This window comes from Brevundimonas sp. MF30-B (genome assembly GCF_004683885.1).
GTDB lineage: Bacteria > Pseudomonadota > Alphaproteobacteria > Caulobacterales > Caulobacteraceae > Brevundimonas.
In genome coordinates, this window is the sequence record NZ_CP038440.1 from 939,970 (window position 1) to 954,157 (window position 14,188).

At 69.0% G+C, this 14,188-nt stretch carries 10 protein-coding genes; 8 read left to right on the forward strand and 2 right to left on the reverse strand.

What is annotated here, in order from left to right; all coding sequences use genetic code 11:
* Positions 1 to 51 precede the first annotated feature (51 nt).
* Positions 52 to 1,173: a cell division protein ZapE gene (gene zapE, locus E4M01_RS04795; protein WP_135061979.1), complete on the forward strand. Its 1,122-nt coding sequence runs from the start codon at positions 52 to 54 to the stop codon at positions 1,171 to 1,173.
* Between the two features lie 14 nt (positions 1,174 to 1,187).
* Positions 1,188 to 1,742 carry a YbjN domain-containing protein gene (locus E4M01_RS04800; RefSeq protein ID WP_135061978.1) on the forward strand — a complete coding sequence of 185 codons (555 nt, stop codon included), beginning with the start codon at positions 1,188 to 1,190 and terminating at the stop codon, positions 1,740 to 1,742.
* A gap of 134 nt (positions 1,743 to 1,876) precedes the next feature.
* On the opposite strand, the gene mdh is transcribed toward E4M01_RS04800, so the two are convergent.
* Positions 1,877 to 2,839, reverse strand: coding sequence for a malate dehydrogenase (gene mdh, locus E4M01_RS04805; protein ID WP_135061977.1), 963 nt, complete (start codon positions 2,837 to 2,839; stop codon positions 1,877 to 1,879).
* A 118-nt stretch (positions 2,840 to 2,957) separates the two neighbouring features.
* Here mdh and E4M01_RS04810 point away from each other — a divergent pair, with 118 nt between their 5' ends.
* The 3 genes from E4M01_RS04810 to E4M01_RS04820 all read left to right on the forward strand — a co-directional run bounded on the left by E4M01_RS04810 (position 2,958) and on the right by E4M01_RS04820 (position 5,226).
* The gene (locus E4M01_RS04810) at positions 2,958 to 3,380 is read left to right on the forward strand and encodes an HIT domain-containing protein (RefSeq protein WP_135061976.1); all 423 of its coding nucleotides are present in this window, start codon (positions 2,958 to 2,960) and stop codon (positions 3,378 to 3,380) included.
* A 98-nt stretch (positions 3,381 to 3,478) separates the two neighbouring features.
* The gene (gene timA / locus E4M01_RS04815; protein ID WP_371682913.1) at positions 3,479 to 4,117 is read left to right on the forward strand and encodes a TIM44-related membrane protein TimA; all 639 of its coding nucleotides are present in this window, start codon (positions 3,479 to 3,481) and stop codon (positions 4,115 to 4,117) included.
* Between the two features lie 5 nt (positions 4,118 to 4,122).
* Positions 4,123 to 5,226 carry an MltA domain-containing protein gene (locus E4M01_RS04820; RefSeq protein WP_135062723.1) on the forward strand — a complete coding sequence of 368 codons (1,104 nt, stop codon included), beginning with the start codon at positions 4,123 to 4,125 and terminating at the stop codon, positions 5,224 to 5,226.
* Between the two features lie 28 nt (positions 5,227 to 5,254).
* Here the strand turns inward: E4M01_RS04820 and E4M01_RS04825 are convergent, their stop codons facing one another.
* Positions 5,255 to 6,829 carry a helicase HerA-like domain-containing protein gene (locus E4M01_RS04825; protein ID WP_135061975.1) on the reverse strand — a complete coding sequence of 525 codons (1,575 nt, stop codon included), beginning with the start codon at positions 6,827 to 6,829 and terminating at the stop codon, positions 5,255 to 5,257.
* A 60-nt stretch (positions 6,830 to 6,889) separates the two neighbouring features.
* Here E4M01_RS04825 and E4M01_RS04830 point away from each other — a divergent pair, with 60 nt between their 5' ends.
* From E4M01_RS04830 to E4M01_RS04840, 3 genes are all read left to right on the forward strand, one after another.
* Positions 6,890 to 8,032 carry an AI-2E family transporter gene (locus E4M01_RS04830; RefSeq protein ID WP_135061974.1) on the forward strand — a complete coding sequence of 381 codons (1,143 nt, stop codon included), beginning with the start codon at positions 6,890 to 6,892 and terminating at the stop codon, positions 8,030 to 8,032.
* Positions 8,033 to 8,311: 279 nt separating this feature from the next.
* A complete protein-coding gene (locus E4M01_RS04835; protein WP_135061973.1) occupies positions 8,312 to 9,154 on the forward strand; it encodes an outer membrane protein in 843 nt (280 codons plus the stop codon).
* A gap of 163 nt (positions 9,155 to 9,317) precedes the next feature.
* Complete coding sequence (locus tag E4M01_RS04840) at positions 9,318 to 14,171, forward strand: NAD-glutamate dehydrogenase (protein ID WP_135061972.1); 4,854 nt, start codon at positions 9,318 to 9,320, stop codon at positions 14,169 to 14,171.
* Positions 14,172 to 14,188: the final 17 nt, after the last annotated feature.

Here is a 14,188-nt window from a genome sequence, read left to right on the forward strand (position 1 = left end):
CGCAGGCGCGAAGCAATCGCTTTTCGCGTCGGCCTTGGCTAAGCCCGGCCCATGACCTCCCGCATACGCAAGGCCTACGATATCCGCATCGAGGAGGGCGTGTTGGCGCCCGACCCCGCGCAGGCCGCGACCCTGGTCGAGCTGGAGCGGCTGGAGACCGACCTGGACAAGAAGGGTCTGTTCGGCCGCGCCCCCGAGGTTCGGGGCGTCTATCTCTGGGGGCCGCCGGGGCGCGGCAAGTCCATGCTGATGGACCTGTTCTTCGCCACAAGTCCCGAGCCGCGCAAGCTGCGCGCCCACTTCCACGCCTTCATGGCGCGCGTCCACGACCTGGTGAAGCAGTGGCGCGAGGGCGACGCCCGCACGCGCAAGACGGTGTTCGGAACCCATCGCGGCGACGACCCCATCCCGCCGATCGCGGCCCTGATCGCGTCTGAGGCGCGCCTGCTGTGCTTCGACGAGCTGCAGGTCACCGACATCGCCGACGCGATGATCCTGGGCCGGCTGTTCGAGGCCCTGTTCGACAAGCGCGTCGTGCTGGCCGTCACCTCCAATCGCGCGCCAGAGCAGCTGTATCTGAACGGCATCAACCGCCAGCTCTTCCTGCCCTTCATCGACATCATCCGCGAGCGGTGCGCGGTGGTCGAGACCGCCGGGGCGCGCGACTGGCGCACCGAGCGGCTGGCCGGAACGCGCGTCTGGTTCTCGCCGGTCGACGCCGAGGCCCGCCAGGGGTTCGAGACCCTGTGGGCCGATCTGAAAGGAGGAGAGCCCGAGGCGCCGACCCATCTGCCCGTGCTGGGCCGCGAGGTGGTGGTGCAGCGCACGGTCGGCGGCCTGGCCCGCGCGACCTTCGCCGAACTGTGCGGCCGGCCGCTGGGGCCACAGGACTATCTGGCCGTCGCCGGCCGGTTCCACACCCTGTTCCTGGACGGCGTGCCGCGGCTCTCGCCGGCCAACCATCACGAGGCGCGACGCCTAGTGACCCTGACCGACGCCCTGTACGAGGCGGGCACGCGGCTGGTCGTGCTGGCCCAGGCCGCGCCCGAGCAGCTGTATGTCGAGGGCGTGGGCGCCTTCGAGTTCGAGCGCACCGTCTCGCGCCTGAACGAGATGTCCAGCGCCGACTGGCTGGCGCGACCGCGGCAAGCCGGTCTAGTCTCTTCGAACTGACACGGAGACGCCGCATGAAGATCGCGATGGCCCTGGCCGCCCTGGCCCTCACCACCAACGCCTCGCCGACCCTGGGCAAGACGGCGGTGCAGGCCCCCGCGCCTCAGACCGCCCCCGCCCCGGCCGCGACGGGCCTGCCGATCACGACCGTGACCCAGTGGCTGACGGCCCAGGGCCTGACGGTCAGCCCGCTCGAAGGCGAGGCTGACGCGCCGCGCGTGCGCGTCAGCGGCGACGACCTGACCTGGACCCTGAACTTCAACGGCTGCCAGAACCAGGTCTGCGGCGACCTGCAGTTCGGCGCGGGATTCCGCAACCCGACCGTGACCGAGGCCAGGGTCAACGAGTGGAACACCCGCAACCGCTTCCTCAAGAGCTTCTACGTCGCCCCGGCGCAGGCGGGCGGCGAGGGCACGGGCATGGTGCAGTACGATGTGATCCTTCTGCCCGGCTTGGGCGTGGAGCAGCTGACGGACCATCTCGCGGTGTGGCGCGGGCTTCTGCCGGCCTACGCCACCCACATCGGCTATTTCGTCTCCGAACAGCCCGCAACGCCCCAGGCGCAATGACAAAAAGGGGCACCGGATCGCTCCGACGCCCCATTCTTTTGGCCCTAGCATTCGCCGCGCGGCGGCTCATTGCTTGAGGGTGGTCGCGCTCAAGCAGCTCGGCTTCGCAAGCCGAGCGATAGCGCCCCTTCAGATCACGCCAGCGAGGGCTCGATGTCCTTGCACGCCTGGATCAGGCCCTGCACGGACTCGACCGACTTCTTGAACATGGCCTTCTCGTCGTCGTTGGTGGTGAACTCGACGATCTTCTCGACGCCGTTGGCGCCGATCAGGGCCGGCACGCCGACGTAGAGGTCCGACAGGCCGTATTCGCCCGACAGCCACACGGCGCAGGGCAGGACGCGCTTCTGGTCCAGCAGATAGGATTTGGCCATGGCGATGGCCGACTCAGCCGGGGCGTAGAAGGCCGAGCCGGTCTTCAGCAGGGCCACGATCTCGCCGCCGCCCTTGCGGGTGCGCTCCACGATGGCGTCCAGGTCGCCCTGGCTCAGGAAACCGGCGGCGACGGCGTCGGGCAGGGGCAGGCCGCCGATGGTCGAGTGGCGCACCATCGGCACCATATCGTCGCCATGACCGCCCAGGGTCCAGGCGTGGATGTCCTGAATGGACACGCCGGTCTTCTCGGCCAGGAAGTAGGCGAAGCGCGCCGAGTCCAGAACGCCGGCCATGCCGACGACCTTCTCCTTGGGGAGCCCCGAGAACTTCTGCAGGGCCCAGACCATGGCGTCCAGCGGGTTGGTGATGCAGATGACGAAGGCGTTCGGCGCGTGCGCCTTGATGCCTTCACCCACGGCCTTCATGACCTTCAGATTGATGCCAATCAGGTCGTCGCGGCTCATGCCCGGCTTGCGCGGCACGCCGGCGGTGACGATGCAGATGTCCGCGCCGGCGATGTCGGCATAGTCGTTCGCGCCCTTCAGCGACACGTCCTGGCCGAACACCGAGGTCGCCTCGGCGATGTCGAGCGCCTTGCCCTGGGGGGTGCCTTCGGCGATGTCGAACAGGATCACGTCGCCCAGCGCTTCGCGGGCGGCCACGTGAGCCAGGGTGCCGCCGATCATGCCGGCGCCGATGAGGGCGATCTTCGCACGAGCCATCAGAGTCTCCTTTGGTGGCCCGGTCGCGCTTGGCGCGGCTTGAGGCCGAGTAAGAGGTGGGGAGGAAATCGTCGGGCGGCGGTCTAGACCCGCGTTCGGCGCGCTGCAAGTTTGCCGCATGACCGACTTTCGTCCCGACCCCGCCTTCGAAGCCGGCTCCATCGCCGCCGCGGACTGGCCGCTGTGCCATGTGCGGCTTCAGGACGACGCCCGTTTCCCCTGGCTGATCCTCATCCCGCGCGTCGCCGACGCCGTCGAGGTCGAGGACCTTTCGCCTTCCGAGCGGGCCGCGCTGATGGAGGAGCAGGTGCGGGCGGGCCGTCTGGCGCGGGCGCTGGCCGAGACCCTGGATCGGCGGATCGACAAGCTGAACATCGCCGCCATCGGCAACGTCACCCCCCAGCTGCACGTGCACATTGTCGGTCGTCGGCGGGACGACGACCTGTGGCCCGATCCCGTCTGGGGGCGTCCCGGCGCGCGGCCGTGGCCGGCCGAAACGCGCGAGCGGCTGCTCGAACAGATCCGCGACACGCCAGGCTGAGCTCCATGCGTCGGCAGGCCGCAGGGGGGCTTCGCCTTGCGCCGGTCAAGGTCAGCACCTAATCCTCAGGACAGCGCCTTCGCGCCGGGAAACCCCAAGTGCCGATTCAATTCCAGCTGATCTTCTTCGCCGTCATCGCGGCCTTCGTCCTGTTCCAGCTCTACAATGTGCTGGGCAAGCGGGTTGGCCGTCAGCCCGAGGAGGACGCCAAGAACGCCAAGCCGATGCCGGGCCTGGGCCAGACTCAGGTTCAGAATCAGCAGGTCGCGGCCAAGCCGACGCCCGGCGACGCAGCTCTCACCCTGGCCGCGTCTGGTCTGAAGGCACGTGATCCGGGCTTCGATCCCGCACGCTTTCTGGAGGGCGCCCGCACCGCCTATGAGACGATCGTGCGAGGCTATGCTGCGGGCGACCGAGAGGCGCTGAGGCCTCTTCTAGCCCCGCGCGTCATGGAGTCGTTCGAGGCCGGCATAGTCGCGCGCGAGACGCGCGGAGACGCCGAACAGGTCGAGTTCCCGCATCCGCCGCGCGCCGACCTGGAATCGGCTGATGCGGAGGGCGACCGCGCCCGCGCCCGCGTCCGCTTCCTGGCCGAGCTGCGCAGCAAGGTGACGCCGTCCGGCGGCGAGGAAGCCGTCGAAGAGCGCCGCACCGCCGAGGTCTGGACGTTTGAGCGCACCCTGGGCGACGCCAATCCCAACTGGGTGCTGGCCCGCGTCGAGCCCGCCAGCGCGTGAGGCCCCTGCGGTTCACCTGGCGTCGTGTGGCGGCTGGGCTGATCGGCGCGCTCGCCGCCGCCTGCGCCAGCGCCCCGCCCCCTCAGACCGCTCCGGGCGGTCTCGGGCCAGGCCTGCCTCCATCAATCCCGACGCCTTCTGGTCCGCCGCCGGCTGGGACGATCAGTCCCGCCGTCCTGCCCGGCTGGGGCGAGGAGGACCATCTGGCGGGTTTCCAGGCCTATGTCGCCGGCTGCGGGGTGGCGCGCGACGCCGCGACCCGACGCGTCTGCGCCAGCGGCCGCGACCTGGCGCGCGGCCGGGTCACGCCCTCTGACGCCCGCGCCTTCTTCGAGGCCAACTTCTCGGCCGTGCCCGCACGGACCGACGACGGCCGGCCGGGACTGCTGACCAGCTATTTCGCGCCCGAATATCCAGCGCGCCGGCGCGCGGACCGGGATTTCGACACGCCCGTCCTCGCCCGGCCCGACGGCTGGCGCAGCGGCCAGGTCCTGGCCACGCGCGCCGAGATCGAGGCCGGACCGCCGCCCACGCGGGTGCTGGCTTGGATGAAGGCCGAAGACCTGTTCTTCCTGCAGATCCAGGGCTCGGGCTATCTGACGTTCGAGGACGGGGGCAGGGCGCGCGCCGCCTACGCCGCCGACAACGGTCATCGCTTCGTCGGCATCGCCCGCCCGATGGCCGAGCGCGGCCTGCTGCCCCAGAACGGCACGTCCGGCGACGCCATCCGCGCCTGGCTGGCTGCCCATCGCGGCCCAGAGGCGCGCGCCGTCACGGCGCTGAACCCGCGCTACATCTTTTTCGACATTCAGCCCGACGACGGCGGCCATCCGGCCGGCGCCGCCGCCGTGCCGCTGCCGCCGCGCCGCTCGATCGCGGTGGACCCGGCGCACTGGACCTATGGCGACCTAGTCTGGATCGACGCCGACGGCGGCAATCTGGCCGGCGCCCGCGCCAGCTATCGCGGCCTAGTCTCCGCGCTCGACACGGGTTCGGCGATCCGCGGCCCCGTGCGCGCCGACCTCTACATGGGCCGGGGCGACGCGGCGGGCTCAGAAGCCGGGGCGGTCCGCCATCCGCTCAGGATGTGGCGTCTGGTTCCGCGCTAGCGAATGTGTGAGCCCGGCCGTGACCGGCTTACCGCCGCTTCATTCCGCCCAGGACGCCGCGCAGGATTTCGCGGGTGAGGGTAGAGCCGGCCGTGCGCAGGACGGACTTGGTCATGGCCTCGATCGGCGTCTCGCGGGTCGAGCGGCGAGGGGCGGCGGGCGTGCGGGCGCGGGCCGTTTCTCGATCCTGGCGCGCCTGCTCCTTGGCGCGGTCGGCCGCGACCTTCTCGGCTTCCTTGGCGGTCTGGGCGGCCTGTTTGGCGCGGGCCTCGGCCAGCTTGGCGTCCGCCGCGGCCTGGTCGGCGGCGCCGCGGCGCAGGGCCAGCACCTCTTCGGCCGACTCTCGGTTGATCGCGATGTCATACAGGCCGCGCACCGGGCTTGAGGCCATGATCTGCGCACGTTCGGCCTCGGTGGCGGGGCCCAGGCGGCTGTCGGGCGGACGTATGGCGGTGCGGGCCACCACGGTCGGCGCGCCCTTGGCGTCCAGGGTCGAAACCAGGGCCTCGCCCACGCCCAGAGCCTGGATGGCTTCGGCCGTGTCGAAGGCGGGGTTCGGGCGGAAGCTCTCGGCCGCCGCTTTCAGTCCGCGTTGTTCGGCTGGGGTGTAGGCGCGCAGCGCGTGTTCGATGCGGGCGCCCAGCTGACCCAACACCGTCCCGGGAATGTCGTCGGGGTTCTGGGTGACGAAATAGACGCCGACGCCCTTGGATCGGATCAGACGCACAAGCTGCTCGATCTTCTCAAGCAGAGACTTGGGCGTGTCGCGAAACAGCAGGTGCGCCTCGTCGAAGAAGAAGACCAGGCGCGGCTTCTCGGGATCGCCGATCTCGGGCAGCTGCTCGAACAGTTCCGACAGAAGCCAGAGCAGAAATGCGCCGTAGAGGCGCGGGCTGTTCATAAGTCGTGTGGCGTCAAGCACATTCACCTGACCCCGCCCATCCAGACCGGTGCGCATCATGTCTTCCAGCCTCAGCGCCGGCTCGCCGAACAGGCCCTTGCCGCCCTGCTGCTCCAGCTGAAGGATGGCGCGCTGGATGGCGGCGATCGAGACGGGGGCGACATTGCCGACCTCGCGGCCGATGCGCTCGGCGTTTTCGCCCACATAGGTCAGCAGGCTGCGAAGGTCGCCCAGGTCCAGAAGCAGCAGGCCTTCCTGATCAGCCACATGGAAGACCACAGCCAGCACGCCTTCCTGCACCTCGTTCAGGTCCAGCATGCGGGCCAGCAGCACCGGGCCGATCTCGCTGACGGTGGTGCGGATCGGATGGCCCTTCTGGCCGTACAGGTCCCAGAACACGACCGGCGCCGCCTTGCCCGTCAGGGTCAGGTTCATCGAGGCGGCGCGGGCGGCCAGTTTCTCATTGGCGGCGCCCGGCTGGCTGACACCCGACAGGTCGCCCTTCACGTCGGCGCAGAAGACCGGCACCCCGGCGTCGGAGAAGCCCTGAGCCATGATCTGCAGGGTGACGGTCTTGCCCGTGCCGGTCGCACCGGCGACGAAGCCGTGCCGATTTGCCCGGTTCCACAGCAGAACCTGCGGCTGACCGTCGTCGGACTGACCCAGGAACAGGCCGGGGAGAGGGGAACCGTCTGCGGACATGGCGCATCTCCGTGGATTGGCTTAGGCATATCGCCATAAGGGCCTCGGGGAAACGCCGTCATGAAACCGCCCATCGCCGTGCCGGCCTCGACCGTTTCCAGGAATGCGCTGGTCCTGCTCGCCGTCGTCGCCGGCGGCGCGGCGCTCTACTGGCTGCGGGACATTCTGACGCCGCTGGCCATGGCTATCTTCCTGATGATCATGATCGATGGGGTGAAGAGGGCGATTGAGCGGCGTACGCCTCTGCCGCACCGGTTCGCCGGGGCGGCGGCCCTGATTCTGGTGATCCTGGGCTTCTTCGCCTCCATCGCCATCATCATCAACGGCGCGGCGGGCTTCTTCAGCGAGGCGTCGGGCGTCACAGCCAATATCGGGCCGCGCATCGACCAGATTCTGGCCGACGGCTCGCGCTTGTTCGGCGTCGCCAATCCGCCGACCGCGATGGACCTGATCAACGGCATCGACCTGCGCGGCTATCTGACCCAGTTGGCCTTCCAGGTGCAGGGCATCGCCTCGGGGGCCTTTTTCGTCCTGATCTATCTGGGCTTCCTCCTCGCCTCTCAGGCGGGCTTCCGCAAGAAGATCGTCGGCATGTTCCCTGACCGGACCAGCCGCAACGAGGCCGTCGAGGTCTTCGGCCGGGTGCGGTCGGGCGTCGAGGGCTATCTGTGGGTCCAGGCCGTGACAGGGGTGATGATCTGCGCCGTCGCTTGGGGGCTGATGAAGGCGGTTGGCCTGCAGAACGCGGAGTTCTGGACCTTCGTCATCTTCATCGTCGGCTTCATCCCGATCCTGGGCGGGGCGATCTCGGGCCTCGCGCCGCCTCTGTTCGCCCTGGTCCAGTTCGACAGCTACGGCCCGGCGCTGATCCTGCTGGTGGGGCTGCAGGCCATCCTGTTCATCGTCGGCAACTGGATCCAGCCCCGCATGCAGGGCGACAATCAGAACATCGACCCGGTGGTGGTGCTGTTGTCATTGGCGCTATGGGGGCACCTGTGGGGCGTGATCGGGATGTTCTTGTCCACGCCTCTGGCGGTCATGGCGATGGCGATCCTGGCCGAGTTCAAGGGGTCGCGCTGGGTGGCGGTTCTGCTGTCCGGCGACGGCGAACCCTATGCCGAGCCGCGCGGGGCCAAGGCCGACCCGCCGGCGGCAAAAGGGCGCGGCGGAAGGTCGCAAAAGCCCGCCGCCGACGGCCCTTGAAGGCGGCTTTGAACCCCCCATTTAGGTGTCAGACGCCGGGACCTTTCCCTCCCCCTCCCGGACCCGGCGTTTCATGGACCGGCGCCTCCCTCCCCCTCCCGGCGCCGGCTTCACGAAGGCCGTCGAGCGAAAGCCCGGCGGCCTTTTCGTTGTCCGACAACGGCTTGGCCATTGTGGCGCGCGAGCAACAGCCAGGCGCGCGCAACCCCCGGAGGCGGAACGGTATCCACGCTCGATGGTTTGAGGCCCCGGAAGGGCGGGGACAAAAAAGGATACGAAATGACCAAGACTCTCACCGCCGCACTCGCACTCGCCCTGGCCGCCGGCGCCGGCGGCGCCATGGCGCAGGAACGCCCGAACTGGAGCGGCGCCTACGTCGGCGTCTACGGCGGCTGGAACCAGGCCAACGACCAGGACGACGAAGTCCTGCGCTTCGACCGCAACCTGGACGGCCAGTTCAACGAGCAGGTGACGCTCGCGGACACCGGCGCCGACGCCTTCTCGCCCGGCTTCTGCGGGGGCCGCGCCCGCGGCAGTTCTGCGCCCCAGGGCTGTGAAGGGGATGGAAACGGCGGCGTGGAGGCCGGCATCCGCGCCGGTTATGACTGGCAGTTCGGCAACTTCGTCGTCGGTGGTTTGGGCGAGTTCTCGGCCACCAACGTCAAGGACGCGGTGACGGGCTTCTCGACCACTCCGGCGAATTACACCTTCACCCGCAGGCTGGACAATCTGGCCGCTGCGCGTCTGCGCGCCGGCTACGCGGTCGGCCCGGCCCTGATCTATGGAACCGGCGGCTACGCCTGGGGCAAGATCGACAACCGCTTTGAAACCTCGAACACCGCCAACAGCTTCATCGTACAGGAAGACGACGATCGGGCCGACGGCTGGCAGGCGGGCGGCGGCGTGGAATACGCCTTGGCCCCGAACCTGACCGTGGGCGGCGAATACCTCTACACCTCGCTGGACGCGGGCGAATATGTCGTGCGCGCCGGCAACACCGGCACGACTCCGGCGACCAACCCGTTCATCCTGGCGCCGAACACCGCCGGCACGGACATCATCCGCAGCAACAGCCGGATGGGCGTCCACGCCGTGAAGATCGGCATGAACTACCGCTTCTGATCTCCGGATCGGTCGAACGGTGCGGAGCCGGCCTCGAAAGGGGCCGGCTCTTTCCGTTTTGAGGCTTCCCGCGCGCGATGACCTGTCCTAGTCAACACAGGCGGCCCCCGTCGTGCGCCGCCCTGTCCAGCGGCTCTGGCCGCGCCCCTTGCGAGCCGTGCTGATGTCCGCCGCCCCGACCGTTTCCGCCTCCGCCCCGGTTCTGACGCTGGAGGCGCTGGAAGCGGCCTTTGCGGCGGCCGGAGGCGGGCAGGGCGAGGCGGCGAAGGCGTTCCTCGTCCAGGCGCACGAAGACTATGAAGCCGACGAAACGCCGGACTTGGCGGGAGAGGATCTGGCCGCTCTCCTGTCGACCGCCTGGAAGACCGTTCAAGCTCGAAGGGTCGGCGATCCCGCCAGCATCGCGGTCGGTCCGCTGGCCGGGGCCAAAGGGCGTGTGACCGGCTATGATCTGGTGCAGATCATTCAGGACGACGCGCCTTTCCTGGTGGACAGCGTCATGGGCGAGCTGGCCGACGCCGGGGTCAGCGTGCGCGCCCTGTTCCATCCCATCATCGATCTGGGCGACGGCCGCGAGTCGATGATCGTGGTCGTCATAGACCCCCTGCCGCAGGAGCGCCGCGACGTTCTGGGCGAGGGCCTGGCCCAGGCCATGGCTGATGTGCGCATGGCCGTCGCCGACCATGGTGCCATGCTGGAGATGATGCGCGCGGCCGTCCGTCGACTGGAGAGCACGCCGCCCCCTGGGCTGGATCCCGCCGTGCTCGAGGAGAATGTGGAGTTCCTGCGCTGGCTCAAGGCGGACCACTTCGTCTTCCTGGGCGCGCGGGACTATGAATATCCGCGCAGCGCCGACGGCGGCTATGAGGCGGAAGCCCCGCTCAGCCAGTCCGCCCAGGGTGTGGGCGTGCTGGTTGATCCCGAGCGCACGGTTCTGCGCCGCGCGTCCGAGCCGGCGGTGCTGACCCGCCAGATGCAGCGCCAGCTGGACCTCAGCGAGCCGGTGACGGTGGCCAAGGCCAATCTGCGCTCGCGCGTGCACCGTCGCGCCTACATGGATTACGTCGGGGTCAAGCGTTACGGCGCGGACGGCAAGGCGGCGGGCGAGACCCGCTTCGTCGGCCTGTTCACCGCCGAGGCCTATGACAAGACGGCCAAGGACGTGCCCCTGGTCCGCCGCAAGGTCGCCAACGCCCTGGCGCGCGCCGGCAAGGCCGAGGGCAGCCACAACCACAAGCGCCTGAAGAACATCCTGGAGAACTATCCGCGCGACGAGCTTTTCCAGATCGGCGAGGACGAGCTGCTGAACATCTCGCTGGGCGTGCTGCACCTGTACGACCGGCCGCGCATCAAGATCTTCACGCGCAAAGACCCCTTCGACCGCTTCGTCTCCGTTCTGGCGTTCATCCCGCGCGAGCGGTTCGACGCCTCGGTGCGCGAGCGCATCGGCCGCATCCTGGCGCGCGCCTGGGGCGGGCGTCTGTCCGCCTGGTATCCGCAGCTGTCGGACCAGCCGCTGGTGCGCATCCACTACATCATCGGCGTTTCGCCGGGCGATCACGCCACGCCCGATCCGGTCGCCCTGGAGGCCGAGGTCGCCGAGGCGGGGCGCAGCTGGATCGACCGCTTCGAGACCGCCCTGCGGCGCGGCGGCTTCAATGAGGTTTCGGTCGGACCACTGAGCGCCAAATGGGCTGAGGGCTTCGGCGCGGGCTACCGCGATCGCTATGACGCCGCCGAAGCGGTTCAGGATTTGCAGCAGATCGATCGCCTGAACGCCTCGGGCGACCACGGCGAAGGCGAGCCTGTGGCGGTGCGCGCCTTCCGCAACGCCGGCGACAGTTGCCTGCAGTTCCGCTTCAAGCTGTATCGGCGCGGTGAAGCCGTGCCGCTGTCGGACGTTCTGCCGATCCTGGCCGACATGGGACTGAAGACGCTTGAGGAGTGGGGCCACGCCATCCGCCCGACCGGCGACGAGCCGATCCACATCCATGAGTTCCTGCTCGAAGATCCGCGCGGTGAATCGCTGAGCTTCGACGACATCGCCCGGCCGTTCGAGGAAGCCTTCTCGGCCGTCTGGACCGGTCATGCTGAAAGCGACGGCTTCAACCGCCTGGTGCTCGAGCTGGGCGTGCCGTGGCGCGCCGCCGCCCTGGTGCGGACTCTGGCCCACTATCGCCAGCAGACCGGCATGGATCCGACCCAGGCCGTTCAAGAGGAGGCGCTGCGGGAGTATCCAGACGTCGCCCGCGCCCTGCTGTCTCTGTTCCACGCCAAGTTCGAGCCCGAGGGCGGTTCGGTCGCGGACCGCGAAGCCTCTGTCGCTGAGTTGCAGGACAAGATTACGGCTCTGCTGCAGGACGTGAAGAGCCTTGACCACGACCGGGCGCTGCGCCGCATCGCCCTGCTCATCGGCGCCATCAAGCGCACCAACTATTTCCAGACTGACGAGAGCGGCGCGCCCAAGCCGCATATCTCGATCAAGATCGCCTCGCGCGAGCTGGACGACTTGCCGCTGCCCAAACCCTATCGCGAGATCTTCGTCTGGGCGCCGCACGTCGAGGGCGTGCACCTGCGCTTTGGTCCCGTGGCGCGGGGTGGCCTGCGCTGGTCGGACCGCCGCGACGACTTCCGCACCGAGGTCCTGGGCCTGGTGAAGGCGCAGCAGGTCAAGAACGCGGTCATCGTGCCCGTCGGCTCCAAAGGCGGCTTCTATCCCAAGCAGCTGCCGCGCGGCGGCGACCGCGACGCGGTGCAGGCCGAGGCGATCCGCAGCTACAAGACCTTCCTGTCGGGCCTGTTGGACATCACCGACAACATCACCGCCGAAGGCGCGGTGGTCCGGCCGGCCCATGTCGTGGCTTGGGAGGATGACGATCCCTATCTGGTCGTGGCCGCCGACAAGGGCACGGCGACCTTCTCGGACATCGCCAACGGCGTCAGCCGATCCTACGGCTTCTGGCTGGACGACGCCTTCGCCTCGGGCGGCTCGGCCGGCTACGACCACAAGGTCATGGGCATCACCGCGCGCGGCGCCTGGGAGGCGGTCAAGCGTCACTTCCGCGAGATGGGCAAGGACATCCAGTCCGAGCCCTTCACCGCCGTGGGCGTCGGCGACATGTCGGGCGACGTCTTCGGCAACGGCATGCTGCTGTCCAAGGCGACGAAGCTGGTCGCCGCCTTCGATCACCGCGACATCTTCATCGACCCCAATCCCGATCCGGCCCGGTCGTGGGAGGAGCGCAAGCGGATGTTCGAACTGCCGCGCTCGTCCTGGCAGGACTACGACAAGAACCTGATCTCGGCGGGCGGCGGCGTCTTCTCGCGCTCGGCCAAGTCGATCGAACTGAGCCCCGAAATCCGGCAGGCGCTGGAGATCGAGGACGAGGTCCTGGACCCCGCCGGCCTGATGAAGGCCATCCTGAAGGCGCCGGCCGAGCTGCTGTATTTCGGCGGTATCGGCACCTACGCCAAGGCGGCGGCCGAGACCGACCTTATGGTCGGCGACAAGGCCAATGATCCCATCCGCGTCGACGCCGGAGAGCTGCGGGCCAAGGTGGTGGGCGAGGGCGCCAACCTGGGTCTGACCCAGGCCGCGCGCATCGAGTTCGCGCGCAACGGCGGCCGCATCAACACCGACGCCATCGACAACTCCGCAGGGGTCGACAGCTCCGACCACGAGGTCAACATCAAGATCCTGACCGGGGGCGCCATCGCTTCGGGCGCGTTGAAGAGCGAGGACCGCAACCCGCTGCTGGCCTCCATGACCGAGGAGGTCGGTCACAAGGTGCTGGCCCACAACTACGACCAGACCCTGGCCGTCAGCCTGGTCGAGGCCGAGGGTGCGCGCGGTCTGGAGGCGCAGCAGCGCTTCATGCAGGCGCTGGGCGCGGCCGGAAAGCTGGACCGCAAGGTCGAGGGTCTGCCCAACGACCTGCGCATCGCCGAGATGCTGAGCCACGGCTCCGCCCTGACGCGTCCCGAACTCGCGGTGTTGCTGGCCTATTCCAAGCTGGAGCTGTCCGACGACATCGTGGCGTCCCAGGCGCCTGAGGATCCTTTCTTCGAAGAGACGGTGGTGCGCTACTTCCCCGCGCCGCTCGCTCGCTTCGAAGCCGAGATGAAAGGGCACCGCCTGCGGCGCGAGATCATCGCCACCGTCATGGCCAATGAGATCGTCAATATGTGCGGCCCGACCTTCCCGGACCGCCTGCGCATCTCGGCCGAATGCGACACCACCGCCCTGGTCGTGGCCTTCGAGGCCGCGCGGCGGGTGTTCCGTCTGGACGAGGCATGGGACGCAGTCTCGGCGCTGGATCTGAAGATCACGGCCGAGGCTCAGACCGCCCTCTATTCCGAGATCGCCATGGTCCTGCGCCGCCAGACGCTGTGGCTGGCGCGCCGAGCCAAGCAAGGCATGTCGGTCGGCGAGCTGATCGACATCTATCGCCCCGCCGCTGACGCTTTGCGTCAGGCCGGCGGCGATGTCCTGAGCCAGTTCGAAAAGGGCCGACTGGAGAGCCGGGTCAAGGCCTTCACCGATCTGGGCGCGCCCGACGCGCTGGCTGCCGAGGTGGCCCTGCTCAAGCCGCTGGTCGCCACCGCCGACATCGGCGATCTGGCGCGCGAAGCCGGCTGGCAGGCGCCGGCCATGGCGCGGCTGTATCACCAGGTCGGCGCGGCCTTCGACTTCGACCGGCTGCGGGCGGCGGCCTCGACGGTGCCGTCGGCGGACCACTATGACCGCCTGGCGGTGCGCCGCCTGATCGGCGACCTGATGGCCGAGCAGGTGATGCTGACCCGCGCTGTCGCCCAGACCGCCAACGAAGGCGTCGGCGCCACCGAACAGTCCGCCGAGGCTGCGGTCGACGCCTGGATCGGCGAGCGTCTGGCCGTGGTCGAGGGCCTGCGCGCCTCGGTGGATCAGATCGAGGGCTCGGGCTCGGGCTGGACCTTCGCCAAGCTGACCATCGCCAATGCCGCCATCCGCGACGTGGCGGCGCAGGCCATCCGCTGAGCGCGGCTGACGAATCA

Bases quoted from the DNA above. Each gene is read 5' to 3' on its own strand.
- zapE (WP_135061979.1), top strand. From the start codon at position 52: ATGACCTCCCGCATACGCAAGGCCTACGATATCCGCATCGAGGAGGGC.
- E4M01_RS04825 (WP_135061975.1), bottom strand. From the start codon at position 6,829: ATGTCCGCAGACGGTTCCCCTCTCCCCGGCCTGTTCCTGGGTCAGTCC.
- E4M01_RS04830 (WP_135061974.1), top strand. From the start codon at position 6,890: ATGAAACCGCCCATCGCCGTGCCGGCCTCGACCGTTTCCAGGAATGCG.
- E4M01_RS04840 (WP_135061972.1), top strand. From the start codon at position 9,318: ATGTCCGCCGCCCCGACCGTTTCCGCCTCCGCCCCGGTTCTGACGCTG.
- E4M01_RS04810 (WP_135061976.1), top strand. From the start codon at position 2,958: ATGACCGACTTTCGTCCCGACCCCGCCTTCGAAGCCGGCTCCATCGCC.
- E4M01_RS04835 (WP_135061973.1), top strand. From the start codon at position 8,312: ATGACCAAGACTCTCACCGCCGCACTCGCACTCGCCCTGGCCGCCGGC.
- mdh (WP_135061977.1), bottom strand. From the start codon at position 2,839: ATGGCTCGTGCGAAGATCGCCCTCATCGGCGCCGGCATGATCGGCGGC.
- E4M01_RS04800 (WP_135061978.1), top strand. From the start codon at position 1,188: ATGAAGATCGCGATGGCCCTGGCCGCCCTGGCCCTCACCACCAACGCC.